This window comes from Rahnella aquatilis CIP 78.65 = ATCC 33071 (assembly GCF_000241955.1).
Classification (GTDB): Bacteria; Pseudomonadota; Gammaproteobacteria; order Enterobacterales; family Enterobacteriaceae; genus Rahnella; species Rahnella aquatilis.
This window is the reverse complement of the sequence record NC_016818.1, coordinates 30,106-54,128: the sequence shown is the minus strand read 5'-3', so window position 1 is coordinate 54,128 and position 24,023 is coordinate 30,106. Positions and strand designations below refer to the sequence as shown.

Genomic DNA, 24,023 nt, shown 5'->3' with positions numbered 1-24,023 from the left:
TTATAAGGTTATTGCCAATGGATGTCCATCAAGTAAACGAACTGGGCGAAAAAGATGACAAAAAAGTGACTCAGATCATCGGAGCGAGCCAAAAACCGGTGATGCAGCGCGCGCATCTCAATGAGCCGCAAGATGACTGGATTGCTCAGGAAGTGCCCGTCGCGCTGGTCTATAACGGGATTTCGCATGTGGTGATGATGGCGTCGCCAAAAGATCTGCAAGCCTTTGCGCTGGGCTTTTCGCTGTCAGAAGGGATTATTGAATCGGTCAGTGATATTTACGGGATGGAAGTGACACCTAACTGTCACGGTATTGAAGTTAACATTGAGCTGTCGAGTCGCCGTTTCGCCGGGCTGAAAGAACGCCGCCGGGCCATGGCAGGTCGCACCGGGTGCGGCGTTTGCGGCATTGAACAGTTAGGCGATTTATTCCGCCCGCTCGCACCGCTGCCGTTTACCCAAACGTTTGAGCTGGCGAATCTGGATAACGCACTGCACCAGCTAAAATCCGTGCAGGAAATCGGCCAGCTCACCGGCTGCACGCACGCCGCCGCGTGGATCACGCCGCAAGGTGAACTGACAGGCGGTTGTGAAGACGTGGGCCGTCACGTGGCGCTGGATAAAATGCTCGGTATGCGTGCAAAACAACGCGACTGGCAGAACGGTGCCGCGCTGGTATCCAGCCGCGCCAGCTATGAAATGGTGCAGAAAGCCGCGATGTGCGGCATCGAAATTCTGTTCGCCGTCTCCGCCGCCACCACACTCGCGGTAGACGTGGCCGAAAAATGTAACCTGACGCTGGTCGGTTTCAGCAAACCGGGCCGGGCAACGGTGTATACGCATCCGCAAAGACTGAGGTGAAAATTATCAGGTTTATAAAGAATAAATTTATAAACCTGACAAGAGAACTATCATTTTCTCTCACAATCGCCGGGTTATAGCCTCATTTATCTCATTTAAACTATTACTGTAGATATGATTATAGTTCCTTTTACGCCACCTATTATAGTAATCATCGTCAATCGAAATATATTCTCAGATTTTATTAATAAAGGAAATAATCATGAGCAACTATAATATTACGGCGAAATGGGTAAGATATAATGACTGGTACTGGCATCTTTATTTCAATTTAACTAATAATTCTTCGGCATCACTTCTCCTCCCTGATGTTAAAGTACAATTAGCAAAAAATCAGGCTTGTGCACCTTATATTGCGTATACCTTTGTACAGAATGATGTTTATCTGGAAGGCAGTCTTCTGCAAGAAGTCCTGCCGGTAGATATCGGTGAAACGGTTGAGTTTGCTGTCGGTGTTTCAATATTGGAAATGAATGCGCCGGGTGATCTTCCCGTGATGTACTGGGTTAATGGCGAGGCAGTTTCCCCCGCAGCAGCAGACACTCAGGCACCTACTGCTCCGGGCAAACCGGTTGTCTCTTCTGTCACTGCCTCTACGGTTTCATTAAGCTGGAATGCGGCAACCGATAATGTCGGCGTTGATGATTATGTTGTTTATTATTATCCAACCGCAACAGATGTTTCTTTTGCATTAACGACTGCAACGAAGACAACAAATATCACGTTAAAAAATCTGTCATCTGAAACGAATTACTCGATTCAGATAAAAGCACGTGATGCTCAGGGAAATGAATCGCCATTTACCTCAGTTGTCAGTGTTACAACTATTCAGGGGACAGACGCCAGCGCCGGATACGCTGCTTATCTTGATGTATCTATTAATGCTACCTGGTATCCTGAAATAAGTGTCAACACCCAATATACCCAATGGGCAGTAGATCATAATGTCGATAAACTTTACTTAGCCTTCTTAGCTTATAGCGTCACTAAAGGCGGACTGGTGTGGGTAAATGATAATTTCGATTATGATTATGCAAAGCCCCTGACTGACATGATCAATACGTCTAATACCCAGGCCGTCATTGCCTTCGGCGGCGCAAAAGGCATCGACCCGTCTTATCATGTGAGCGTAGATACGCTGGTGGGCATGTACCAAAAAGTATTAAGTGATTTCCATTCAAACCATATCGATTTGAATTTTGAAGGCGGGACGAAATATAACAGTACGGTTGCGCTGACCGCCGCTGCCAGAGTGCAGGCATCAAACCCTGACGTAAAATTCAGCCTCACCATGCAAATCAATGATCAGGGCTTAAGGCCGGAAGCACTGGCAATGGTTGAACTGGCCAAAAGTTTAAACGTGGTTCTTGATGTTCAAATCATGACCATGTGTTTTGCCCGAAGCAATGTGGGCCAGGCCTCAATTGATGTCGCTGAAAAAGTCTATGAGCAGCTCGCCGCCGTTTATAAGGATAAAACACCGGCTCAAATCTATGCCATGATCGTGATGGTTGAAGAGATTGGACAAAATGGGGGCGGAACAGGAATGGGGATTTTCACCTTCGCCGACACCGATTTAGTGTCAAATTACGTCAAAGAACGCGGTATGCATACACTGGCAATCTGGGCACTTAATCGTGACTTCCCGGGCGATGTGGGTATGGAAACCCCCACAGCATCAGGTGATCCTGAACAAACTCAACCCTATGAATTTTCGAATCGTTTCCTGTCAAACCTGCACTAAAGTAACCGATGTCATTATTTTCCGTCTCGGCTTTCTCTGACCGACCTTAAGGGCAAGAATTCTTTTCTTGCCCTTATTCTTTATTGTTCTAAGCCCCATATAACAGGCGCTTACGCGTACCCGCACAAAGTGTGGAGCATAGATAATCATTTTCAATATCATTTAATTAACTATAATGATCCGACTGATTACGCGGTGCTCACAATGACGGTGCCGCCCTACACTATGGAGACGATGAACATGAGTTATTCACTGCCATCACTGCCTTACGCATACGACGCACTCGAACCGCATTTCGACAAAGAAACGATGGAAATCCATCACACTAAACATCACCAGACCTACGTTAACAATGCTAACGCTGCGCTGGAAAGCCTGCCTGAACTGGCTGCACTGCCGGTTGAAGAACTGATCACCAAACTGGATCAGGTTCCTGCAGACAAAAAAGTTGTGCTGCGTAACAACGCAGGCGGCCACGCTAACCACAGCCTGTTCTGGAAAGGCCTGAAAACCGGCACCACCCTGCAGGGCGAACTGAAATCTGCCATCGAACGCGATTTCGGCAGCGTTGACGCGTTCAAAGAAGCTTTCGAGAAAGCAGCGGCAACCCGTTTCGGTTCAGGCTGGGCATGGCTGGTACTGAAAGATGGCAAACTGGCTGTCGTGTCTACGGCTAACCAGGACAGCCCGCTGATGGGCGAAGCCATTTCCGGCGCTTCCGGTTACCCGCTGCTGGGTCTGGACGTGTGGGAACACGCTTACTACCTGAAATATCAGAACAAACGTCCTGACTACATCAAAGCCTTCTGGGCCGTTGTAAACTGGGACGAAGCAGCAAAACGTCTGGCTGAAGCGAAGTAATTTCGCCCTGCCGCCCTTCGCGGGCACGATGATGTTTTAGCCAACGGCGGGTCTGCGACCCGCCTTTTTTATGTCCTGAATTCGTATGCCTGATCACTGTTTTACAGCGAGTTATTCTTCTGTTTCCCACCTTTTTTAGACCCCGCTCGCATTAATCAAAAATACGCCGCAGATCCTATAAAGTTTATGAAACACCCTACCGATAGATCGTTCACAAAGGCGTCACAAAACCGCATGTCTATTTAAAAGGGATGTTTGACGGAGAATGATTATGAGTAACGGATCGGGTCTTTCGCAGTGGATGAACAATCTTAAGGTCGGCACCAAACTGGGTCTGGGTTTCGGCCTGGTGCTTTTGATCGCAGCCATCATTACCACTGCGGGAATGATTAAATTTAATGACATCAGTCAGCGTGCGGAAAAAGTCGATTTCAGTAATCAGATGAATGCATTACTCAATGATGCCCGCCTCAGCCGTACGCTTTATCAGCTCAATTACAATCCGGTGTATCTCAAACAAAATCAGGACAATATTGACGCGCTGTCGCAACTGATTTCGCAGTCGAAAGACAAGCTGGAATGGGATGCGGCTGGCCAGACCGAACTGGATCAGGTGCCGGTAAAAATCCATGAATATCAGCAGGCACAAACCGCGTTTAAACAAGCCGTCGATCGCAAAGATGCAGTACGCGCCAGTTGGAATCTTTCCGAAACTGAAGCCATTGTGAAGCGTTTACAGGATCAGCTGCGTGTTGAAGATGCCGATCCTTCCATTCGTCTTTCACTGGCCGAAGTCATTCAAAAACTGATCAACGTGCGTTATGACGTGCGCGGCCTGTTACTCAACATCAGCAAAGAATCCGAAGCCAAACTGTTGAAGTCAATTGATGATACGCAGGCCAATGCTAAAAAACTGAACGCATTACTGTTGCCGGATCAGCAAGCCACACTCGCCCCGCTGATGAGTGCGCTGGCGACCTATAAAGATCATGTTATGGCCTACATGCCAGCTTATGAAGATGAACAAAAGAACTCGCAACTGCTGTCAGTAAAAGCCGCTGAGATGAACGCACTGGTAGCGAAAATCTTTAAAAACGAACTGGATAACACGCATAAAGACATCAGTAATGCACAGATGCTCATGATGGTCATTACGCTGATCGTCATGCTGGCCGGGATTATCATTGCATGGCGAATCACCCGCCAGATTGCCCAGCCGCTGCGCGATACGCTGAAAACGGCGGAGGCAATTGCACGGGGCGACCTGACTGTCGCACAACCGACCACACGTCGTGATGAACTGGGTATGCTGATGAACGCGGTATCTGCGATGAGCCAGAACCTCAGCACCATGATTTATGAAATCCGCTCCGGCGTTTCACAGGTTTCTCACGCGGCGGCTGAAATCGCCGCCGGGAATACTGATCTGTCCTCACGCACCGAACAGCAGGCTGCGGCCGTTGAAGAAACTGCCGCCAGCATGGAACAACTGAGCGCGACGGTGAAACAGAACGCCGATAACGCCCATCACGCCAGCAAACTGGCCAGCGAAGCTTCCGGTACCGCAACGCTCGGCGGTAAACAGGTCGGCGAAGTGGTCGATACCATGCAACAGATTTCCGGCAGCTCAAAACGTATTGCCGAAATTACGTCCGTCATCAACAGCATCGCATTTCAGACCAATATTCTGGCGCTGAACGCCGCCGTTGAAGCTGCACGAGCCGGTGAACAGGGCCGGGGATTCTCGGTCGTCGCCTCGGAAGTCCGCATACTGGCACAGCGCAGTGCGCAGGCAGCGAAAGAGATTGAAGGACTGATTGCCGAATCCGTTGAGCGGGTGAATACCGGCGCGAAGCTGGTAGAAAATACCGGCCGCACCATGCAGGACATCGTCAAATCTGTCTCGCATGTGCGCGATATTATGGGTGAAATCGCCTCTGCTTCTGACGAGCAAAGCCGTGGCATCAGCCAGATTTCACAGGCGATTGTCGAAATGGACAGCACGACACAACAGAACGCCGCGCTGGTGGAGCAATCTTCTGCCGCTGCCGATTCTCTGGAAGATCAGGCCGCGACGCTGACGCAGGCAGTCTCGGTCTTCCGCCTGGCCGATAACGGCGACATGCTGGCCGCACCGGCATCCGCCGCGCTGCGCCGTCCGGCCCTGCCACTGCCGGTTCAAGGCAAAACCAGTCAGGATAACTGGGAAACGTTCTGACTGTCTGATTAGCCTGCGCACCCGTATGTGTGCAGGTATTCCTTCTACTCCCGCTGCCGAATGCAGGTTATGCTGGTATGAGTGACATTTCAGCAGCGGAGATCGTATGCATTATCCCGACGTGTACATCGGTACTATCGAGCAGTATCCCGATTTTTCACCCAGTGCGATTGCCAAACGTCAGGTTGATGGCGGCGTCGCCTTAACGCCTTGCGGGCTGGAAGGCGATCAGCAGGCCGAGAAGGCTTATCACGGCGGCGCTGACCGCGCGCTGTGTCATTTTCCCCGTGAGCATTACGCCTGGCTGCGTCAGCAGTTTCCCGAAGAAGAAGACCGTTTTCATCCGCCTGCGTTTGGTGAAAATCTTTCGACGCTCGGCATGACAGAAGATAACGTGTTTATCGGCGATATTTTCCGCTGGGGCGACGCACTGATTCAGGTCACGCAGCCGCGCGCCCCCTGCTACAAACTGAACCATTTTCTCGACTGTAAAAACCTCTCGCCGCTGTTACAACAAAGCGGACGATGCGGCTGGTTATATCGGGTAGTGAGTACGGGGAATGTCAGCGGTGACCGGCCACTGGAACTGCTGACGCGCAACAGCGAAGTGTCGGTTGCACAAGCCATTTCTATTGCCTTCAACATGCCGTTTGATGAGGAACAGTATCGCCGTCTGATGTCTGCTGCAGGGATTTCCGCCAGCTGGAGTAAAACCATGCAGATGCGGCTGGTGAATCGCAAGATCGAGGATTTTGGGCGGAGATTATTCGGGGCGGAAGGGAAATGATTTATCGCTCCCTCCCCTGCGAAGGGGAGGGTTGGGTGGGGTATTAAGGTCAAAACAAAAGTTAAAGAATGCTTTAGCTATTGTGTCGCCTGCTAAACCCCCTCCCGGCCTTGTATGTTCATTTCAATGATTGATTTACGTCGTTGATCATTGAAATCTCTTTCAAGCATCTATTATTTTAACGAGTTCTAAACTGATGTAGCAGCAAGTCCGGCCTCTGGGACATCAAGCCCGTGGGGGAGCATTCCTGCGTTACGTCAGCTCATTTTTAACCCGAACAGCTGCCTGGGCGGTGCCTGCACCAGCCCGTATCTACAAGGACGGGAAATAATGAATCAGTCCCCAAAAGCATTTGTCGGCGTCGATATTTCTAAAGAAACCTTCGATGTTTTTATTAACGTTGGCAATTTCTATCAGAAGTTTACTAACAACCAAACTGGCCATGTCGACTTCATTAATTTGCTTAAAAATTATGAGGTTGCACAGATAGTCATGGAGGCTACGGGTCGTTATCACTGTGTGTTAGCCGCAAATTTATCTGTGGAAAACTATCCCGTATCGGTCGTAAACCCACGGCAGGTTAAGCATTTTTCCTTATCGCTCGGGAATCTCGCGAAAACGGACAAACTTGATGCCATGGTGCTGAGTCGCTTTGCACAAGTCGTGTTGCCGCCGCTGACAGTAGCAAGTGATGAGCAGACCCAGCGGCTTGCGCAAATGGTGACAAGACGGCGTCAGTTGATCGATATGCGGACGATGGAAAAAAACCGCCTTGATGGTGTCCATCTTGATGTTGCGGAACTCATTCACCATCACATCGAGTGGCTGAACAGCCAGATAAAAGATCTCGATGATGACATTGGACGACAGTTGCGTGTGATGCCACTGTGGCAGGAGAAAGCAAAAATCCTGAGCAGTGTCAAAGGCGTAGGCCCAACAACGACGGCGACGTTATTAGCACTTTTGCCTGAATTAGGAACACTGAGTCGGAGGAAAATTAGTGCTCTGGTGGGAGTGTGCCCTTATTCACATGACAGCGGAAAGCTCAAAGGGAAGCGAGCTATCTGGGGAGGGCGTTCAGCGGTGCGGGCTGCATTGTATATGGCTGCGCTGGTGGCAAAAAAGAATAATAAGGAAATCAAGAGGTTTTACGACGGTCTCATCGCTCGGGGAAAGTTAAAGAAAGTTGCGCTAACAGCATGCATCCGGAAACTGGTGACAATCCTGAATGCGATGGTGCGAGATGGCCGTGAATGGGCAGCAAATTAATCGCTGCCGGATTGACATTCGACACAGCTGCTCCCCCTTCGCAGGGGGAGGAGCAGAGCCGACTGGTCTGCCCGGGAGTTACATCAGAATGCTTTCTTAGCGAAACCGGTCACCGCTTTCAGACCCATTTCGCGGCCCAGCGCAGTCATGGGGTGAACCACCACGATACCGCGTACGGTTTTCTTCAGCGTGCCCATATCAGCCTGTTCTTTCTTGGTGATTTCACGGCTGAACAGCTTTTCCAGCTTCTGCGCTTCGGTGCTGAGTTTTTTCACGCGCACTTCTTTCAGACGCGCGATCTCTGCCGCAAGTTTTTCTTTCTCTTCTTCGTGGCTGGCGATTAACTCAGCGTTACCCGCCTGAATAACGGTCGCATCTTTGTGATTAAGTGCATCCAGCATATCGCTGAGACGCTTAATCTCGGCTTTTTCGACTTCTTTCATAGTGACCAATTCGTGTAGTGAACAATTGGGTTAAGTGTAACAGCCCGATGCGCGAGATGCTCGATTTGTGCGGCAAACATTTTGTTCTGAGATTTTCAGGATGTTTGCATTTGCACATGGGACTAGGATAACCCCCATTATTTTCCCTCATGGAGAGAGAGACATCATGAAGCCGACATTCAGCCGCGATCACCGTATTGAAATGCATTTGAACAATGGCATGTTCAACGGAAAACCACTGTATATTCACTACACATCAGCTGAAACATTTCCCAAAATTATCGCCAGCCGATGTTTTATGGCTCGCCCAAATTATGACAGACGCGGAGCCGCCGCAAAATCAGGTATCTATATGGTGCGAGGCAGGCATGCCTTCAATGCCCTGCAAGCCTTTCAACAGCTGTTTCTCGGCGAACCCAAATACCGTGACAGCGCGAAATATTGCTTCCTCTTTACCTTCAACAGCGAACCCTATTTAACCGGCAATTTGATTTCAGCAGGCAGTACGGTCGAAGAACTGATCCATCCGGGCAACCTCTCTTTCTCAAAAATTAACATTATTTATCAGGGAAGTAATCCGTTCCTGTAGCCTCCAGCCCCGGCGGCAAACCACACATCTCACACGCCCGCTCGCCAATGCGGATCATCGCCGAAATATAGCGGGTATCGAAAACATAGCAGCACGATAAACGCAGGCCGTTGCTGTAGCGGCCACTCGGTGAATACAGTTGTCCCGGCGTCATGCAGATTTTATCTTTCAGTAACTGGCGGAACAGCGTGACGCAATCGACGCCCGGCGGGAAATCCACCCAGATAACAAAGCCGCCTGCCGGTTGCGTGGCGCGGGTGCCCTGCGGGAAGTGACGGGCGATCAGCGCGCGCGCCTGTTCCACCTGCGACGCGTAGCGTCTGCGTAAAACCCGCAGATGATGATCGTAACCGCCCGATTCCAGAAACAATGTCAGCGTTTGGGAAAGCAAGGCGGACTCTGCCATTGACGATACCGCTTTCAGTTTATGCAACTTATCGGCAAAGCGTCCGCCGTCCACCCAGCCGATGCGAAAATCAGGCGCCAGCGTTTTGGTAAAGCTGGTGCAAAACAGGATCCAGCCGTCACGGTCAAAGGCTTTTACCGCCGGAGACAGCGTCGCACCAAACTGAATTTCTGCGTAAAGCCCGTCTTCAATCAGCGGTACCTGATGATCGTTCATCAGCCGCGCCAGTCGTTTTTTGGCCGCCAGCGGCATGGTAAAGCCCAGCGGGTTTTGCGCCGTTGGCATGGCGATCACCGCATTCAGCCGTTTCTCGGTCAGCAGCATTTCCAGCACATCCAGCGACAGGCCGGTTTGCGGATCGGTGGGGATTTCCACTGCTTTAAGCCCGAGACTCGCCAGCATCGGCAGCAGATAAAAATAGGTTGGCGTTTCCAGCCCGACGCTGTCGCCGGGTTTGGTGGTGACGCGCAACGCCAGTTGTAACGCTTCCATGCAACCGTGCGTAATGGTGATATCAGCAGGCTCTAAAATCATGCCGAGTGCCAGCGCACGGCGGGCAATTTGCTGGCGTAACGCCGGACTGCCCGGCGGCAGCGCGTATTGCCCGATCAGATTGGGCTGGCGACGCAATAGTGACGACATAATCCGCCCCAGCTTTCCGGTCGGGTAAAAATCGTTCGACTGCGGACAGGCCAGCGATAAGTTGGTGTAGGTGGGGTCAATTTGCGAGGCGAACACTTTGTCGATCAGATCCAGCACTTCATCTGCCGGTTCTGCCGCTGGCGTCTGCGGCTGTTCCTGCGGCTGATGGTGCAGCGCGGGCAACGCGGCCCGCACATAAAAACCGGACTGCGGACGTGCCTCGATAAAGCCGCGATCTTCCAGCCGACGGTAAGCCGCTACCACGGTGTTGATACTGACTGACCAGGTTTGCGCGCTACGTCGCACGGACGGCAAACGGCTGCCGGGTGCGAGTGTGCCACGACGGATAGCATCCGCCAGTTGTTCCGCAAGCTGGTTATACCGGGTGTCGCTGAAATCCGCTGTGTCAGTCATGGTGTCAGTTCCGTAAAAAGTGATGGGTACAGTTTTTTGTTATTTAAACTGTAACCATAACAATAGCGTATTTCTGGTTCTGTTACCTTTCCTGTGCAGTGTTTACTCTGGTTATCTGGAAAACAGGGGATGCAGGAAAACAAAATGATCGATACCGCTTTTGTCAGTTACGTCACCGTAATGTCAATTACGCCCGGCCCGAACAATCTGTTGCTGGCGGCTTCCGGGGTGAATTTCGGGCTGCGCCGCAGCGTGCCGATGATGCTGGGGATTACGCTGGGCTGCGTGGTGCAGTGTGCGCTGATGACCTCGATGCTGGCGATTCTGCTTAGCTGGATGACCGTTGTACGTCTGCCGATGGCGGCAGTGGGCTGCGCCTATCTGTTCTGGTTGTCGTGGAAAATTTACCGTTCCGGCTCGCCGAAAGAAGGCGCAAAACAGCAACCGATGAACATGATTAACGGCGCGTTATTTCAGGCCGTGAACCCGAAAGCGTGGCTGATGGCGACCAACGTGGCGATCCTGTTTACGCCGCCTGATGGCAACATGCTGCATCACACGCTGCTGATTTGCATCGGCTTCGCGCTGATCAATCTGCCCTGCATTCTGGTGTGGGTGGTGATGGGTGACAGGTTACGTCAGGCATTACGTGTGGAATGGAAACTGAAAATGTTTAACACGATCATGGGCGGCATGATGGCGTTAACTGCGCTTTGGCTGCTGGTTGGCGAAGTACGCCATGCGCTTAACTAAAACGAATCCCCCAAAATAGTTCGGGTTGCAGAAAGGCGGCAAGTGATGGAGTCCCGATGAGCTTACACAAGTAAGTGATTCGGGTGACTGAACGCAACCAACGCATCTGCGGCTCGAAATATGACGGGGAATTTATTTTTGAACGGGAGATAGCCTGGAAGGCTGCTGATTACTGATGTGGGCGATAAGCCCGGTCACGGAAAGGACCATGGTGGAGCGGACGATTTGCTGATAACGCTGACGTTGCATGGCGATCAGCGACTCGTCGGCTTCACCCGGTTTCAGGAAAGTCGGTGCTGGCGGCAGTTCTGCCACACAATGCAATTCACCGAACGGGCCGAGAATTTCATCATCGGTAAAACGATACTCTTCACCGTCGTAATTCAGCTCTTCACGCAGCGCCATCAGTAATTCGGCATCTTCGTATTCATGACGACTGATCACGCCCAGCGCATAAATCAGTTTGAGACGTACAGACAAATCACCGAGCGGGCCGGTGCCGGTCAGTAAAGGTTCGACTGCATATTTCACCGCGTAATCATCTTTACGAAAAACCTGCACGACCAGAATATCCAGCGCTTCGGCCAGTAACTCCACAGCGGTCATTAAAAAGCTGCGCACGGTTTTACCCGCATTAAGCTTTTCAAGTACACGGTTTTCAAACGCCTGAGCTTTTTCCATAGGGCTTACTTGCATTAAAGAGCCGGTGCTGACAGCGCCCCTGGCGTCATCCATGATGCGCGCATGTCGGGCAGAAACATCCTGCCCGACAGGGCTTTCTTTGCCTGGTATTGGCGAAATCAAAATAAACGCAGTATCAGTGCATCGATTCGTAGAGAGCGACGGCTTTCGCCACAACTTCGCCATCTTCTGGCAGACCTGAAATCTGGGCGAGGGCGGCTTTTGGCCCGACTTTATCCAGCAATTCTACCAGTTCTTTAGCTTGCGGATCCTGCTCGCTGCGATAATGCATCGCGGCCGCAATCCCTCTCACCAGATTGTCGTTCGGCAGGCGGTATTCCTGCGTGCCCAGCAACGGTTTGATCAACCGGTCGCCTGCGCTTAGCTTACGCAGTGGCTGACGGCCAACGCGTTCAACATCGTCATGCAGGTACGGGTTTTCGAAACGGGTCAGAATTTTTTCGATGTAGGCAAAATGTTTTTCCGGGTCAAAACCATAACGGCGGATCAGCACTTCACCGCTCTCTTCCATCGCACCACGAACCACCAGACGCACTTTCTCATCGAGGATCGCATCACGAATTGTCGCGTGACCTGCCTGCTGGCCAAGATAGGCCGTGATCGCATGGCCGGTATTGAGTGTAAACAGTTTACGTTCAACGAATGCCATCAGGTTGTCGGTCAGTTCCATGCCGGCGATTTGCGGCAAATCACCTTTGAACTGGGTTTTATCGACAATCCATTCGCTGAAGGTTTCAACGGTCACTTCCAGCGGATCGGTAGTGCCCGCTGCCGCCGGTGGAACGATGCGGTCTACGGCGGAATCCACAAAACCGATATGCGCTTCAACCCAGGCTTTTTCCTCTTCCGGCAGCGCATTGAATACGTGCTGTTTGAACTGACTGGTGCCGCGCACCATGTTTTCACAGGCGATAATGTTCAGCGGCTTTTCGTTGCCCTGCTGATGACGCAGTACCAGTCCTTTGGCGACGTTCGGCGCAATTTTTTCCAGCACGGTCGGCCCGACGGCGGTGGTCACCAAATCAACTTCGGCGATCAGGTTGATGGCCTCCTGACCGGCGCTGTTCACGGCATTCACATTACTGACAGGCTCAATCGTGGCCTGTTCACCGACGACGTGCACGTCATAACCTTTGCGGCTGTTCAGCGCATCCAGCAACGCAGGGCTGACATCCGCAAACGTCAGTTCAATCCCGGCATCAGCAAGTAATTTGCCAATAAAACCGCGACCAATGTTACCTGCACCAAAATGTAATGCTTTCATAATATTTCCTTCAAATCGGGGGCCATACTTTATGGTAAAAAGCTTTGGGTAAAGCTGGGAGCCGCCCGGCTCCGAATCAACAAGCGGGTCTTTTAGCAAGACCCGCTTAGTAACGCTCTACTGATTAACCACTCAATATTTATTAGCCGCGCAGAATAGTCAGAACTTCTTCAACGCTGGTGGTGTTTGCCAGACGCTCAATCACCCCGTCTTCGTCCAGCGCCGTGGTCAGTTTGGTGATCACGTTGATGTGCTCATTATTGCGCGCTGCGATACCGACAACCAGACGTGCGCGGTCATCTTCATCATCGCCCCAGCGGATCCCCGCCGGATACTGGCAGAACACGATACCGGTTTTCAGCACGCGATCTTTCGCTTCGATGGTCCCGTGCGGCACAGCGATGGATTCGCCCAGATACGTCGAGGTCAGTTGCTCACGAGCCAGCATTGCTTCCACATATTCTGCCTGAACATAACCGCCTTTCACCAGTTGTTCACCGGCGAAACGAATCGCGTCTTCTTTGGTCGCCGCGTTCAGGCCGAGGAAGATGTTGCTTTCGCTGATGCGGAACAGGTTCTCGTTTTCATTGTCTGCCACGATGCTGTCGCCCAGTGTCGTGGTCACTTTCTCTTTGTACTGGCTGGCTTTGTTCACTTCAACCAGACGGGAAGTCAGGTCGGTGTACAGGCCACTGTCGAGGAAGTTAGTCAGCGAAATGTGCTGCGCATGGGGTACCTGACGCATGGCACGTTCAGTCAGGTCACGGTGAGTAATCACCAGATCCACATCATCAGGCAGGTTGTTGATTGCACTGTTGGTGACGCTGATGTTGGTCAGCCCGGCATCCTGCACTTTTTTGCGCAGTACACCGGCACCCATTGCGCTTGAACCCATACCGGCGTCACAGGCAACGATGATTTTACGAACGGTAGACAGGTCGCCAGCCACGCCCGCAACAGCAGGTTTGCCGCCTTTAGACTGGGCTTTCATATCCTGCATGCGACGGGTTGCTTCGTCCAGATCGTCGCCATCTTTCGCTTTGGTCGTTTTCAACAGTAACGCAGAGATAACGAAGGACACCGCAAAGGCTGCCACGATAGCCGCAATGTTGGCGAAGTACGCGCCTTTTGGCGTCATTGCCAGAACGGCCAGAATGGAACCTGGGGAAGCCGGAGACACCAGACCGCCGTTCAGCAGCGTCAGGGTGAACACACCGGTCATACCACCCAGAATGACCGCCAGCAGCAGACGTGGGTTCATCAGAACGTATGGGAAATAAATTTCGTGGATACCACCCAGGAAGTGGATGATTGCCGCGCCGCCCGCAGATTGCTTAGCGCTGCCACGACCGAAGAACATGTACGCCATCAGGACGCCCATACCCGGACCCGGGTTCGCTTCGATCAGGAAGAAAATAGATTTACCGGTTTCAGTCGCCTGCTGGATACCCAGCGGAGAGAAGATACCGTGGTTGATAGCGTTGTTGAGGAACAGGATTTTCGCCGGTTCAACAAAGATTGACGCCAGCGGCAACAGGTTATGAATAACCATGATGTGCACGCCTGCCGCCAACACTTTTGACAGGGCTTCTACCAGCGGGCCGATGGCCAGGAAGGCCAGAATAGCCAGCAACATACCGATAATACCGGCCGAGAAGTTGTTAACCAGCATCTCGAAGCCGCTTTTGATTTTACCGTCAACCCAGCGATCAAAACGCTTGATGCACCAGCCGCCCAGCGGACCTGCAATCATTGCGCCGAGGAACATGGGCATATCCGCACCAACGATAACACCCATTACGGTGATTGCGCCGACCACACCACCGCGATCCCCCCCCACCAGACGACCACCGGTAAAACCGATGAGCAATGGCAGAAGATAGGTGATCATCGGGCCAACCAGTTTCGCTAATGTTTCATTAGGGATCCAGCCGGTAGGAATGAACAGAGCAGTAATGATACCCCAGGCGATAAATGCGCCGATGTTGGGCATTACCATGTTACTCAGGAAGCGACCAAAGTTTTGAACTTTGATCTTAACGTCTGGTGAAAACATAAAACGCACCCCTATTGATACGCGCTGACAATAGAGCGCGTGATATCAGTTAATTATCGGTGACGGTTGTTTCGGTTTTTGTGCCACTGCTTTAAAAATCCGTCCGTCGAATTGCTGTCTGCGAGGCGGACTCTACCACGTGATTATAGGCCTCGCGTAGCCACCCGACAGCCCGTGACGCAGATCACACCTATAGGGTCGCTACCCCCTCCATTTTGGTGATTTGGATCACAAAAACGACCTGTAACCGAGCTACACTGGCGATTATTTAAACGCCATCCCCTCTAAAATGTGACTTAAGTCACTTTTTATTAACGAGTCTTTATCATTAAAACGTGATATTAGTCACAAAGTATTTTTCGCCGGACGTGTGTATTTCGCTTAAAAAACATTCAGACGTGTCTTAGGAAAGGAAAACTGAGTTTACGGAGGGGATGTTGAAATAAAATTACAGGGGGGAGCGGGGCTACAAAAAACTGTAGCCCAAATGCATTGGCAAAATCATGCTGGAGGTAATGAGATTTCTTTACCAATTTTGGTCGTTACATCTTTGACTATTTTCAGTTCAAAATCGGTATAGCTGTAAAGCTGTTGAGAATCGACATGATGTGACGTTCTGATGTCATAAGTGATCGATTTGCCTTGCTGATTTTTCCTTGGTCGATTGTACCCGAAGAACTTAGCGTATCTCCTTGGTGCAGTACCCTCGAAATTATCGAAAACCACTTTAGAAATATCATCACCCGCCGGCTCGCCGTGGCTTATAGAATCTCCATGGAGATCTTCTGCCAGACTTTTTTCGTAAGGCTCGATATACACTACACGCTTAATACCGGCGGCAATAATATGCCGCGCACAATTATGGCAAGGATAGGTAGTACAATAAAGCGTCTTACCTACCGTGCTCACTTGAGCGATTCTTGCCATAGTGGTTATGGCATCCATTTCGGCATGAATTGCTCTAGAGTATTCAATTAACGATTTCAATTTAGTCGTTTTCATTATCTCTTCAGAAATAGTTGTAAATTGAGTTCGGGTACAATCGAATTTCTGAAGTACAACATCAATTTCTTTTCTGACAAGATTTTTGTGCTGATCATTTTGACAGCCTCCATCAGCAAAGCAGCGCTTATCATTATCAACGTTTTCACAGGAGTATAATCCTCCTCCTGCGGTTGGAACGTCATTACACCCGGTTGCCAGAATATTGTTGTTGTCATCCATGATGGCAGCCCCAACTTGTCGTGACAGGCATGCAGAACGTAATGCTGCAGTGCTGGCGTTAAACAGACCCGTTTCATCTCGTGTGGGTGTAAGATTTTTTGCGCCATGTATCAGATTAACAAACCTTTGGACGGCATTTTCTATGCGGATGTCACTGATATTTTTTATAAAATAATCCGAGCACTGCAATGTTTCTTCTACTTGCTGCCCATACTTAAGAGGTGAGCGTCGATCCCTTTCCACAAGCTTGTCTATATCGTCCCGGCTGATCCCGTCTCGTCTAAGGTTACTTCTTCTTTCTTTTAATGTTCGAAGTACGCCAAGCAGGTAGAAATTATTACGATATACCTCTCTCAGTAATTCAATTTCTGAAGGGTGTTTGAATTGATCGATAATATAAGCAACTTTGCTGGTCGTTTTTCCATGAGCCCCTTCTGCCTGACGTAGTTCTAGTAACTTATTGCGCAGGGAACTGATATTACGAATAGCCATTTGAGCGGCAATCATCGCCCCATGCTCTTTTCTCAGAGCATCTCCCAGATCTTGAAGCTGCACGTAATGTTCATAGCCTTTCAGTGAAATTAATTCACTCGCGATATCATGGGGTTTCGTGTTCGCCATTAATGTACTGAGCCTGATATGCTCAACATGGTATGACCCAGCAGTAAGTTGTTCGATCAGCTTTTCTTTTAATGTATTAACACCGGAGCCACTGGCACCACATAATCCAATAATTAATTCCTGGGAACGGTGTCGTTGCAAAGCATCAATGCTGTCATGTTCAGTAGAGCGGTTTAATTTTTCAATCGGAATAATTTTTTGTGCAGGAACAGTCATAAAAACTCCAATGACTGGACAGACAAGGCCGGGTTACCAGTCGAGTTTAGCGGCAGCTTCCTGTACTCGCGCTTTGGCTTTCTCATACTCGGCAAACTCTTGCCAGGCTGAAAGATCAATCACTTTATGTAAACCTGTCGCTTCTTTTACGCTTCGGTTTTCACGGCGCTCGTTTTTTTTCAACGCAGCATAATCAGCGAATTGAACAATCATAAGCTATCCATGTAATCAGTAAAAATTAAGTAAACTCCGCTGGCAGATCCCAGAATCAGAGATTGTTTCATTGGATGAATATCCATGAAGAAAAGAAGGTTACCACGTCAAAACCCACGAAGTGAGTAAAAATTTACTCAGTTTCAGCCGTTACATTCAATACTGAGAAGTGCTTTCCAAACTATACCTGAGAAGAAAATCCGACAGCACAGGCTGCCGGATTGAAGCAAAGATTACTTCCCGCCCTGCGCCTTCACAATGGCGGCCTGCAGTTCTTCGGCAGAGACGGCACCTGGCAGAACGCTGGTGTTTTCTGCGGTGGCGCCGCGGGTTGGCATCACCACAAAGCCCGGCGTGCCGCTGAAGCCCAGCGTACGTGCCAGCTCATCGTTAGCGGCGATGGCTTCGTGTGTTGCTTTACGCTGTGCATCGGTTGGCGCTGTCGCTTTCGCGGCTTTCACGGCACCGGCGATATCGGCATCCGTAAGCTTACCTTCGTCATGGCCGGAGCGGTAAATACTGTTGTGGTAGTCGAAATACGCCTGGCTGCCTTTTTCTTTCCAGATAGCCATACCGGTTTCCGCAGCAGTAATTGACGCTTTCCAGCGATCACCGAAGATTGGCCATTCTTTGAAGACGAAACGCACGTTTGGATTCGCTTTCACCGTCTGCTCAACCACCGGTGCCATGTGGCTGCAATACAGGCACTGGTAATCGAAGAATTCCACGAAAGCAACGTTGGCATCTTTCGGGCCGTAGCTTGGGGTCGCCGGGTCGTTCACCAGCGCTTTGGAATTGGCCAGTACCGCGCTCAGGGTTTGCTGTTGTTGCTGATCAGCCTGTTGTGCCTGCAATTTCTGACTGACCTGCACCAGAATTTCCGGGTGTTGCAACATGTAATCCGCCGCAATTTTACCAATGGCTTCCTGCTGTGCCGGGGTGAAATCTGCGGTTGCGCTGTCGGCAGCCGCCGCCAGCGTCGGTGCCAGCACAAGGGAAGCCAACAGGGTCATCATCTGACGTTTCATCAAAAATCCTTACAGTGAAATACGGGGAAAAACGGACAGTTGCCTTCAAAAGTAGAGGAATTCAGCCGGGTTTGCAGGCAAAAAATTGTCATTTTTTATAAATCCCTCCGGCTATCACTCAGAATGATATGAACCGTCGTCCCGCATATGCAAATTGATATCAGCCCGCAGACTGTGAGCCAGAACCCGTGTCACATTGGGGCCATCCGTTACATCATAAAATTCACCGGCCTGCGCCGGGGTAAGCCCGCCACGGATTTTTCTTTCAGTCAGCCGGTCACGCAGGATGTCCGGACTGGCATGAATAAAGACGCTGACATCGCAATATTCCACCAACTGTCGCCAGCCGTCATCTTCCAGCAGCAGCCAGTTTCCCTCAACGATCAGCAGAGGAGCGGTCACGCGGATCGCACCGTCAACCGGTTCATGCAACATGCGGCTGTACTCCGGCCAGTTGCTGCCCGGCTCGCGTAAAGCCATCAGTGCATGGCGCAGTTTCGCGACATCAAATGTTTCCGGTGCGCCTTTGCGATGGCGAAGGTTATGCGCATCCAGCCAGGCATTACGCTGATGAAAACCATCCATGGGCAAGGTCTGTAAAGGAACGAGATCAGGAGTTTCGTTTGAAAGTTTTTGCCAAAATGCCGACAACGTCGATTTACCGGTGCCTGGAGGTGCGACCAGAAACACAATCAGAGGCTGATTTAGCAGGCGTTGCTGCCGTGAAAAACGTCGTAACAGGGGGAGGTGTAACTGCTCAATATCGCTGTCCGGAAAAAAAGCCTGCGTGGTCAGTCCGTTAATGGTCAGCGTCACGTTCATTAGTCAGTTCCTTGAGTAAATCCGTCACTGCCAGCGACAGCGCCGTTCTCACCAGATTGCCATAGCGGGCATTATTGAAAATATCAAAACCGGCAAACTTCATTTTCTCAACAGACTGAAACATCAGTGTATTATGGCTCACACAACTCAAATTCTGGATAAATTCATAAGCGGTTTCCTCATGAAATTCCACAATATCTGAACCTGCTTTCAGGTGCTCGTCCAACTGAGAAAACAGCAAAATATCTGCATAAACCGGTTTTTGGATTTTCCCGAGGGCATAAATCAGCCTCAGGGAAACATCAATACTGTCCAGCGGGCCAGACTTAGCGAGTAAAGGCTTTACGGCAAATTCACGGATATCCTCGTCATTATTGATAAAAAGGTGGGGAAGGAACTGTTTTATGCCGCTCAGTAAAATAGCATTGGCGGCATGCAGAAAATCATTGAGATTTGTCTGACCGGAAAGCGTCTCCAGCACCTGATCTTCAGTTAATACAGTCATCCTTCCCTTAAACGCCGTCAGTAATGAGGAGAACCGATGATATTACAGCCCGGTAGAAACACCAAAATGGTTCAGTAATGCCTGCTCGGCCTGCTCATTCCAGACACCGTGCGTCGGCGCCACCCGTTCGGCAAGCAGGGCAAACAACGGATCGGTTTTGCCTAATTCGGCAAAGTCATCAATGGCGGTCAGCGGCAGGGAAATACCGTTATAAATAAGCTTCTTACCGCCGGATATGTCAGGCAGATTGAGCACGGTTTCCGGTACGGCGTCCAGCCCGCCGATATGCGTGATCATATAAGAAGGTTGGATACGTCCTGCCGCCGTCAGCGCCAGCGCCTCTTCCATATCGCCGGTCGAACCGCCGGATGTGCCGACAATATGCGTCGATGCGTAGTGAACGTTGTAGAAATTGAAAGGAACACGGAAGTTTTTGTCCACTGGCCCGGCAAAGAAGTTAAGACACCCGTCCTCGCCCAGCAGTGCATCACCCAGTTCGATCACTTCGGCCACGGCCGCGTAAACAAAAACATCATCGAAACCGGCTCCACCGGTCATATCGCGCAAAGCCGTTGCCGGATCGGATAATGTTTTGCTGTTGATATACACCAGTTCGATGCCTTTTTCAGCGGCCATTGCCACCGGCAGAAGTTGTTCTGCACGAGCCAGCCGCTGCTGGTCGATATCTACGACAACAATCCGTGCAGGACGCACATCGCCATTGATCGCATAGTCAATTGCCCCAATTCCCATCGGTCCGGCACAGGCAAGCAACGCCAGATTACCGCCCGCTTTGATGCCCATCTGATGCTCATAGACATATTGCGTGGTGTGGTAGCTGGCGTGATACGCGCCGATAATGCAGCACATCGGTTCAGCCAATGAGGCGGCGGCGAAATAGCGTCCTTCGTACGGCAGAACGCAGCCGAGGTCGATGGCTTGTTTCGGGATAATCATATAGGTCGCATTGCCGCCGAAGGTTTCGTAGCTGTAACCGGCAGAATAGCCGCTTGGTAATCCCATTGCAGGTTGCAGCACGAAACGTTTTCCGGCTTCAAAACGGCCAGTAAGATTTTTGCCCACCTGCACGATCACACCCGCGCATTCGTGACCCGTGATGGCAGGATGGTCGGCAGTATTTTCCGGCACACGTTTGTGTTCCTCTCCCAGCAAGGCCGCTTTATAGGTCGAGAGGCAAACGCTGTCAGACACCACGTTCACCAGCAATTCGTCGTCTGTAATATCGGGCAGTTCAAACTCGCGGATGCGTACATCTTTTTTACCGTAAATGGCGGCGACTTTGGTTTTCATGCTGTTGCTCCTTGCTGGGCCGGGGAAGTGATGTCGGTAAACAGCACATCAAGTGCCGGATCGCCGAGGTAATTTTTAATCAGGATTAACGGACGATCGGTCACCCGCTGCGCACGACCTTCAAGGCTGGCGTGGGTCACGATGATGTCGGCATCGGCCGGAATGTTTTCGATGGAGTAATGCTTCACTTCGATTTCATAACCCGCTTTTTGCAGCTTCTTGCGAAACGTCGTCGCGCCCATCGCGCTTGAGCCCATTCCCGCATCGCACACGAAAGCGATTAACCGGATGCTGGCCGCCACAGGCTGTATACCGCTTTTGCCTTCGGCTTTGCGCTTTTTGCTGGCAGCCTGAGAATCCGCAAAACTGTCTTCCGCTGGCGATTTATCGAATTTCAGAATGGCAGAGGCGACAACGAAAGAGACAACGGTTCCGGCCAGCACACCCGCACAGGTTCCTATAAAACCGCCGCGCGGCGTCAGCGCCAGATAGGCAAAGATAGAACCAGGACTCGGCCCCGCCACCAGCCCGGCCCCAAACAGTTCGAAGACATAAATACCCGTCATACCGCCCGCAATCATGGCAATAATCATCAGCGGCTTCATCAGCACATACGGGAAATACAGCTCGTGGATACCGCCGAGAAAATGAATGATCATCGCGCCGGGCGCGGACTTTTTGCTCAGCCCTTTGCCGAACAGCGAAAACGCCAGCAGGATGCCCAAACCGGGGCCGGGATTAGAGGCCACCATGAAATAAATCGATTTTCCGGCCACCGCCGTATCCTGCATGCCGAGCGGATAATAAACACCCTGATCGATGGCGTTATTCAGAAACAACACCTTGGCGGGTTCATTAATCACCGACAGCAGCGGCAGATAACCGGTCGCTACCAGCGCCTCAATGCCCTGTTTCACAAAATTATTGGCTTCCATTACCGCCGGGCCGATCACTTCATACGCCAGCAGACAAAGCAGCATGCCGAGAATGCCGAGGGAGAAATTATTGATCACCATCTCAAAGCCCGCCGGAATACGTTTCTCCAGCGCCTTATCGACCACTTTAATGAGATAACCACCCAGCGGCCCCATCACCATCGCCCCGATGAACATGGGAATATCGGCACCGACAATGACCCCCATGGTGCCGATACCGCCCATCACGGCACCGCGTTTGCCGCCCATTAAATGTCCGCCAGTAGAACCGATCATCAGCGGCAATAAATAGGTAATCATAGGGCTGACCAACTGTCCGAAATGCGAATTGGGTGTCCATCCGGTAGGAATAAATAATGCTGTAATAAACCCCCAGGCAATAAAGGCGCCTATATTGGGAATGACCATCGCTGTGAGGAAACCGCCAAAAGCTTGCACTCTGGCGCGAATTGATTTATTAGCCATATTAAAATCCTGTTTAATGTTAGGATAAAACTAATAACGCTGAATGATATTAATTAATTCCCGGGTGTCTTTAGCATTAAGTAATTCATCAATAACGTCATCTTCACAAAGCATTTCGCTTAGCGACTGAATGGCTTCAATGTGGGAATCAGAGTCTTTCGCGGCTAAACCGATAAGCAGTTTTACCGGCTGACTGTCGGCAGAAAAGCTAACAGCTTCGCGTAGCAGCGTGAGGCTGAGTGCAGTATGCAGCGCACCGCACTCAGGACGTGCATGTGGCATTGCAATGCCGGGTGCGAGCAAATAATAGGGGCCAATTTCACAGGTAGTGTCTTTAATCGCCTGAATGTAATCCTGTGTAATACATTTTCTTTCCAGCAGATTTCTCATGGATAAATCTATCGCCTGAGACCAGTTTTCAGCAGAAGATTATATCGCAATACTTCCATGTTCGAAAAAATCCATTAATGACGACATTATTCATCCTTATTTTTATCGATGAGAAATTATATTCAGGAGCATATTCTCTGGAATGGATTTAATCAAACCAACAGGAATTTGTGATCTGCATTATAAAAACGGCAATGGCAATAACAAAAGCCAACAGAGATCACGCGAACAAGATGAATTTCATGAATTGAAAAATAACGCAATAGTCTGTTTGTGAAAAAAACCACAAATTATGATTTTTTATTATTGTTCTGTTTTGTGATCAACATCTGATTCGCATTATTGCGTCCGGTTTTCACTCATAAAAAAGCCACGCATTTGAGCGTGGCTTCAATTCATCACAACCCTCACTGACTTAGTTGCTGAAATCGCCCTGCGCGACTTTTTGCGCCTGAAGCAATGTCTGCTGTTTGCCCACCAGATTAGACATCATGGTGTTGTACTGCGTCGCCTGTTGCTGCGTCGGGAACTGCACGCCACCGTTGGCGAAAGCAACCTGAGTGCCCTGCTGTTGCAGGAAATCACCCACTGACACGATATCCTGCGTGAAACTTTGCAATGCAGGTACCAGCGGCGTCAGCACGTTAGCGGGCTGGGTCACCACGCTGTTGTATACCTGACTATAGACAGCTTTCAGATCGTCCGGCTGTTTCAATGCAGCCATCGCGGTGTCGGCTTTCACTTTTGAGTCACGCAGCTGCGCATTCAGCAAGCTCAGCGTGCTGGCCGCCTGTTGCAACGCGCTGCGCTGTGTCATGTAATCCTGCGGCGTACGCACCTGACCAATCGCGCTGACCACCGGTACCAGGCTGCCTTCAACAGCACCTTTCATCTGGCGGGAGAATGACAGAATGATGCCGTAGTCATTCGCGTAATTACCAAATCGTTGTTTCTGATCTTCACTCAGCGAGGGCAGATTTTGCCCGCTGCGCATGACGGTATTTTGCAAATAATCGATAAAGGCTTTGCGTTGCTCCGGTTCTTTATCGCCGCAAGCAGTGAGCTGAAACACCACCAGCAGTGCGATAAACGGCGCCAGCCAGCGAGAAAATGCACCGCTTCTGATCCCTACAGCCATGAGTCCTGACTCCTGATTTCAATGTTCTTCTTCCGGCCAGTTCCCTGCCGATGCTGTGCATTCCATGCGGGTTATAGGATAGAACAATTGGGGGGAGAACGCTTTTTAAAAAAGCGTGGAAAAGTTTTAAATTTGAAGTTCAAGGTC

The 24,023-nt window shown here is 50.6% G+C and carries 21 protein-coding genes and 1 pseudogene; 8 read left to right on the top strand and 14 right to left on the bottom strand.

The features are described 5' to 3' along the window. The first annotated feature begins 17 nt into the window (after nucleotides 1–17). The 6 genes from fdhD (at nucleotide 18) to RAHAQ2_RS00210 (ending at nucleotide 7,739) form a co-directional block, all read left to right on the top strand. Nucleotides 18–860, top strand: coding sequence for a formate dehydrogenase accessory sulfurtransferase FdhD (gene fdhD / locus RAHAQ2_RS00235; RefSeq protein ID WP_014333322.1), 843 nt, complete (start codon nucleotides 18–20; stop codon nucleotides 858–860). 202 nt (nucleotides 861–1,062) lie between these two features. Further along, nucleotides 1,063–2,604: a fibronectin type III domain-containing protein gene (locus RAHAQ2_RS00230; RefSeq protein ID WP_014333321.1), complete on the top strand. Its 1,542-nt coding sequence runs from the start codon at nucleotides 1,063–1,065 to the stop codon at nucleotides 2,602–2,604. Between the two features lie 240 nt (nucleotides 2,605–2,844). Next, nucleotides 2,845–3,465, top strand: coding sequence for a superoxide dismutase [Mn] (sodA, locus tag RAHAQ2_RS00225; protein ID WP_014333320.1), 621 nt, complete (start codon nucleotides 2,845–2,847; stop codon nucleotides 3,463–3,465). 271 nt (nucleotides 3,466–3,736) lie between these two features. Next, a complete protein-coding gene (locus tag RAHAQ2_RS00220) occupies nucleotides 3,737–5,683 on the top strand; it encodes a methyl-accepting chemotaxis protein (RefSeq protein ID WP_014333319.1) in 1,947 nt (648 codons plus the stop codon). Nucleotides 5,684–5,789: 106 nt separating this feature from the next. Then, nucleotides 5,790–6,470 (top strand): 6-hydroxyaminopurine reductase, encoded by a 681-nt coding sequence (gene yiiM / locus RAHAQ2_RS00215; protein WP_014333318.1) that lies wholly within the window; start codon nucleotides 5,790–5,792, stop codon nucleotides 6,468–6,470. A gap of 330 nt (nucleotides 6,471–6,800) precedes the next feature. After that, a complete protein-coding gene (locus RAHAQ2_RS00210) occupies nucleotides 6,801–7,739 on the top strand; it encodes an IS110 family RNA-guided transposase (protein WP_014333317.1) in 939 nt (312 codons plus the stop codon). 83 nt (nucleotides 7,740–7,822) lie between these two features. Here RAHAQ2_RS00210 and RAHAQ2_RS00205 read toward each other — a convergent pair whose 3' ends face one another. Continuing rightward, entirely contained in the window at nucleotides 7,823–8,182 is a 360-nt protein-coding gene (locus RAHAQ2_RS00205; protein ID WP_014333316.1) for a YibL family ribosome-associated protein, read from the bottom strand. A gap of 166 nt (nucleotides 8,183–8,348) precedes the next feature. On the opposite strand from RAHAQ2_RS00205, the gene RAHAQ2_RS00200 reads away from it, so the two are divergent. After that, on the top strand, nucleotides 8,349–8,771 hold the full coding sequence (locus RAHAQ2_RS00200) for a hypothetical protein (RefSeq protein WP_014333315.1): 423 nt from the start codon (nucleotides 8,349–8,351) through the stop codon (nucleotides 8,769–8,771). Here RAHAQ2_RS00200 and RAHAQ2_RS00195 read toward each other — a convergent pair. After that, nucleotides 8,740–10,233 (bottom strand): aminotransferase-like domain-containing protein, encoded by a 1,494-nt coding sequence (locus RAHAQ2_RS00195; protein ID WP_014333314.1) that lies wholly within the window; start codon nucleotides 10,231–10,233, stop codon nucleotides 8,740–8,742. The two genes, RAHAQ2_RS00200 and RAHAQ2_RS00195, sit on opposite strands and share 32 nt — an antisense overlap. Before the next feature lie 144 nt (nucleotides 10,234–10,377). Between RAHAQ2_RS00195 and RAHAQ2_RS00190 the strand changes: the two genes are divergently transcribed. After that, the gene (locus tag RAHAQ2_RS00190) at nucleotides 10,378–10,986 is read left to right on the top strand and encodes a LysE family translocator (RefSeq protein WP_014333313.1); all 609 of its coding nucleotides are present in this window, start codon (nucleotides 10,378–10,380) and stop codon (nucleotides 10,984–10,986) included. Between the two features lie 132 nt (nucleotides 10,987–11,118). Here RAHAQ2_RS00190 and RAHAQ2_RS00185 read toward each other — a convergent pair whose 3' ends face one another. The 12 genes and pseudogenes from RAHAQ2_RS00185 to RAHAQ2_RS00130 form a co-directional block, all read right to left on the bottom strand. After that, entirely contained in the window at nucleotides 11,119–11,667 is a 549-nt protein-coding gene (locus tag RAHAQ2_RS00185; protein ID WP_037040815.1) for an MltR family transcriptional regulator, read from the bottom strand. A 136-nt stretch (nucleotides 11,668–11,803) separates the two neighbouring features. Continuing rightward, nucleotides 11,804–12,952 carry a mannitol-1-phosphate 5-dehydrogenase gene (locus RAHAQ2_RS00180; RefSeq protein WP_014333310.1) on the bottom strand — a complete coding sequence of 383 codons (1,149 nt, stop codon included), beginning with the start codon at nucleotides 12,950–12,952 and terminating at the stop codon, nucleotides 11,804–11,806. A 142-nt stretch (nucleotides 12,953–13,094) separates the two neighbouring features. Continuing rightward, on the bottom strand, nucleotides 13,095–15,008 hold the full coding sequence (locus tag RAHAQ2_RS00175) for a PTS mannitol transporter subunit IICBA (RefSeq protein ID WP_014333309.1): 1,914 nt from the start codon (nucleotides 15,006–15,008) through the stop codon (nucleotides 13,095–13,097). Nucleotides 15,009–15,509: 501 nt separating this feature from the next. Next, nucleotides 15,510–17,069, bottom strand: coding sequence for an anti-phage dCTP deaminase (locus RAHAQ2_RS00170; protein ID WP_014333308.1), 1,560 nt, complete (start codon nucleotides 17,067–17,069; stop codon nucleotides 15,510–15,512). Between the two features lie 33 nt (nucleotides 17,070–17,102). Continuing rightward, complete coding sequence (locus RAHAQ2_RS00165; RefSeq protein ID WP_014333307.1) at nucleotides 17,103–17,282, bottom strand: hypothetical protein; 180 nt, start codon at nucleotides 17,280–17,282, stop codon at nucleotides 17,103–17,105. A 233-nt stretch (nucleotides 17,283–17,515) separates the two neighbouring features. After that, on the bottom strand, nucleotides 17,516–18,310 hold the full coding sequence (locus tag RAHAQ2_RS00160) for a DsbA family protein (RefSeq protein ID WP_014333306.1): 795 nt from the start codon (nucleotides 18,308–18,310) through the stop codon (nucleotides 17,516–17,518). 114 nt (nucleotides 18,311–18,424) lie between these two features. Then, nucleotides 18,425–19,132 carry a nucleoside/nucleotide kinase family protein gene (locus tag RAHAQ2_RS00155; protein ID WP_014333305.1) on the bottom strand — a complete coding sequence of 236 codons (708 nt, stop codon included), beginning with the start codon at nucleotides 19,130–19,132 and terminating at the stop codon, nucleotides 18,425–18,427. Continuing rightward, entirely contained in the window at nucleotides 19,110–19,637 is a 528-nt protein-coding gene (locus tag RAHAQ2_RS00150) for an MltR family transcriptional regulator (RefSeq protein ID WP_014333304.1), read from the bottom strand. The genes RAHAQ2_RS00155 and RAHAQ2_RS00150 overlap by 23 nt, the downstream gene beginning before the upstream one ends. Nucleotides 19,638–19,679: 42 nt before the next feature. Next, nucleotides 19,680–20,948, bottom strand: a complete 1,269-nt coding sequence (locus RAHAQ2_RS00145; protein WP_014333303.1) for a zinc-binding dehydrogenase — start codon at nucleotides 20,946–20,948, stop codon at nucleotides 19,680–19,682. Beyond that, complete coding sequence (locus RAHAQ2_RS00140; RefSeq protein WP_014333302.1) at nucleotides 20,945–22,348, bottom strand: PTS mannitol transporter subunit IIBC; 1,404 nt, start codon at nucleotides 22,346–22,348, stop codon at nucleotides 20,945–20,947. The genes RAHAQ2_RS00145 and RAHAQ2_RS00140 overlap by 4 nt, the downstream gene beginning before the upstream one ends. 30 nt (nucleotides 22,349–22,378) lie before the next feature. Beyond that, nucleotides 22,379–22,825, bottom strand: a pseudogene (cmtB, locus tag RAHAQ2_RS00135) (PTS mannitol transporter subunit IIA). 328 nt (nucleotides 22,826–23,153) lie between these two features. Beyond that, complete coding sequence (locus tag RAHAQ2_RS00130; RefSeq protein WP_014333300.1) at nucleotides 23,154–23,876, bottom strand: DUF3053 domain-containing protein; 723 nt, start codon at nucleotides 23,874–23,876, stop codon at nucleotides 23,154–23,156. Between the last annotated feature and the right edge of the window lie 147 nt (nucleotides 23,877–24,023).

Coding starts and splice junctions, on each gene's coding strand:
- fdhD (WP_014333322.1), top strand. CDS start 18: ATGGATGTCCATCAAGTAAACGAACTGGGCGAAAAAGATGACAAAAAA.
- RAHAQ2_RS00230 (WP_014333321.1), top strand. CDS start 1,063: ATGAGCAACTATAATATTACGGCGAAATGGGTAAGATATAATGACTGG.
- sodA (WP_014333320.1), top strand. CDS start 2,845: ATGAGTTATTCACTGCCATCACTGCCTTACGCATACGACGCACTCGAA.
- RAHAQ2_RS00220 (WP_014333319.1), top strand. CDS start 3,737: ATGAGTAACGGATCGGGTCTTTCGCAGTGGATGAACAATCTTAAGGTC.
- yiiM (WP_014333318.1), top strand. CDS start 5,790: ATGCATTATCCCGACGTGTACATCGGTACTATCGAGCAGTATCCCGAT.
- RAHAQ2_RS00210 (WP_014333317.1), top strand. CDS start 6,801: ATGAATCAGTCCCCAAAAGCATTTGTCGGCGTCGATATTTCTAAAGAA.
- RAHAQ2_RS00205 (WP_014333316.1), bottom strand. CDS start 8,182: ATGAAAGAAGTCGAAAAAGCCGAGATTAAGCGTCTCAGCGATATGCTG.
- RAHAQ2_RS00200 (WP_014333315.1), top strand. CDS start 8,349: ATGAAGCCGACATTCAGCCGCGATCACCGTATTGAAATGCATTTGAAC.
- RAHAQ2_RS00195 (WP_014333314.1), bottom strand. CDS start 10,233: ATGACTGACACAGCGGATTTCAGCGACACCCGGTATAACCAGCTTGCG.
- RAHAQ2_RS00190 (WP_014333313.1), top strand. CDS start 10,378: ATGATCGATACCGCTTTTGTCAGTTACGTCACCGTAATGTCAATTACG.
- RAHAQ2_RS00185 (WP_037040815.1), bottom strand. CDS start 11,667: ATGGAAAAAGCTCAGGCGTTTGAAAACCGTGTACTTGAAAAGCTTAAT.
- RAHAQ2_RS00180 (WP_014333310.1), bottom strand. CDS start 12,952: ATGAAAGCATTACATTTTGGTGCAGGTAACATTGGTCGCGGTTTTATT.
- RAHAQ2_RS00175 (WP_014333309.1), bottom strand. CDS start 15,008: ATGTTTTCACCAGACGTTAAGATCAAAGTTCAAAACTTTGGTCGCTTC.
- RAHAQ2_RS00170 (WP_014333308.1), bottom strand. CDS start 17,069: ATGACTGTTCCTGCACAAAAAATTATTCCGATTGAAAAATTAAACCGC.
- RAHAQ2_RS00165 (WP_014333307.1), bottom strand. CDS start 17,282: ATGATTGTTCAATTCGCTGATTATGCTGCGTTGAAAAAAAACGAGCGC.
- RAHAQ2_RS00160 (WP_014333306.1), bottom strand. CDS start 18,310: ATGAAACGTCAGATGATGACCCTGTTGGCTTCCCTTGTGCTGGCACCG.
- RAHAQ2_RS00155 (WP_014333305.1), bottom strand. CDS start 19,132: ATGAACGTGACGCTGACCATTAACGGACTGACCACGCAGGCTTTTTTT.
- RAHAQ2_RS00150 (WP_014333304.1), bottom strand. CDS start 19,637: ATGACTGTATTAACTGAAGATCAGGTGCTGGAGACGCTTTCCGGTCAG.
- RAHAQ2_RS00145 (WP_014333303.1), bottom strand. CDS start 20,948: ATGAAAACCAAAGTCGCCGCCATTTACGGTAAAAAAGATGTACGCATC.
- RAHAQ2_RS00140 (WP_014333302.1), bottom strand. CDS start 22,348: ATGGCTAATAAATCAATTCGCGCCAGAGTGCAAGCTTTTGGCGGTTTC.
- RAHAQ2_RS00130 (WP_014333300.1), bottom strand. CDS start 23,876: ATGGCTGTAGGGATCAGAAGCGGTGCATTTTCTCGCTGGCTGGCGCCG.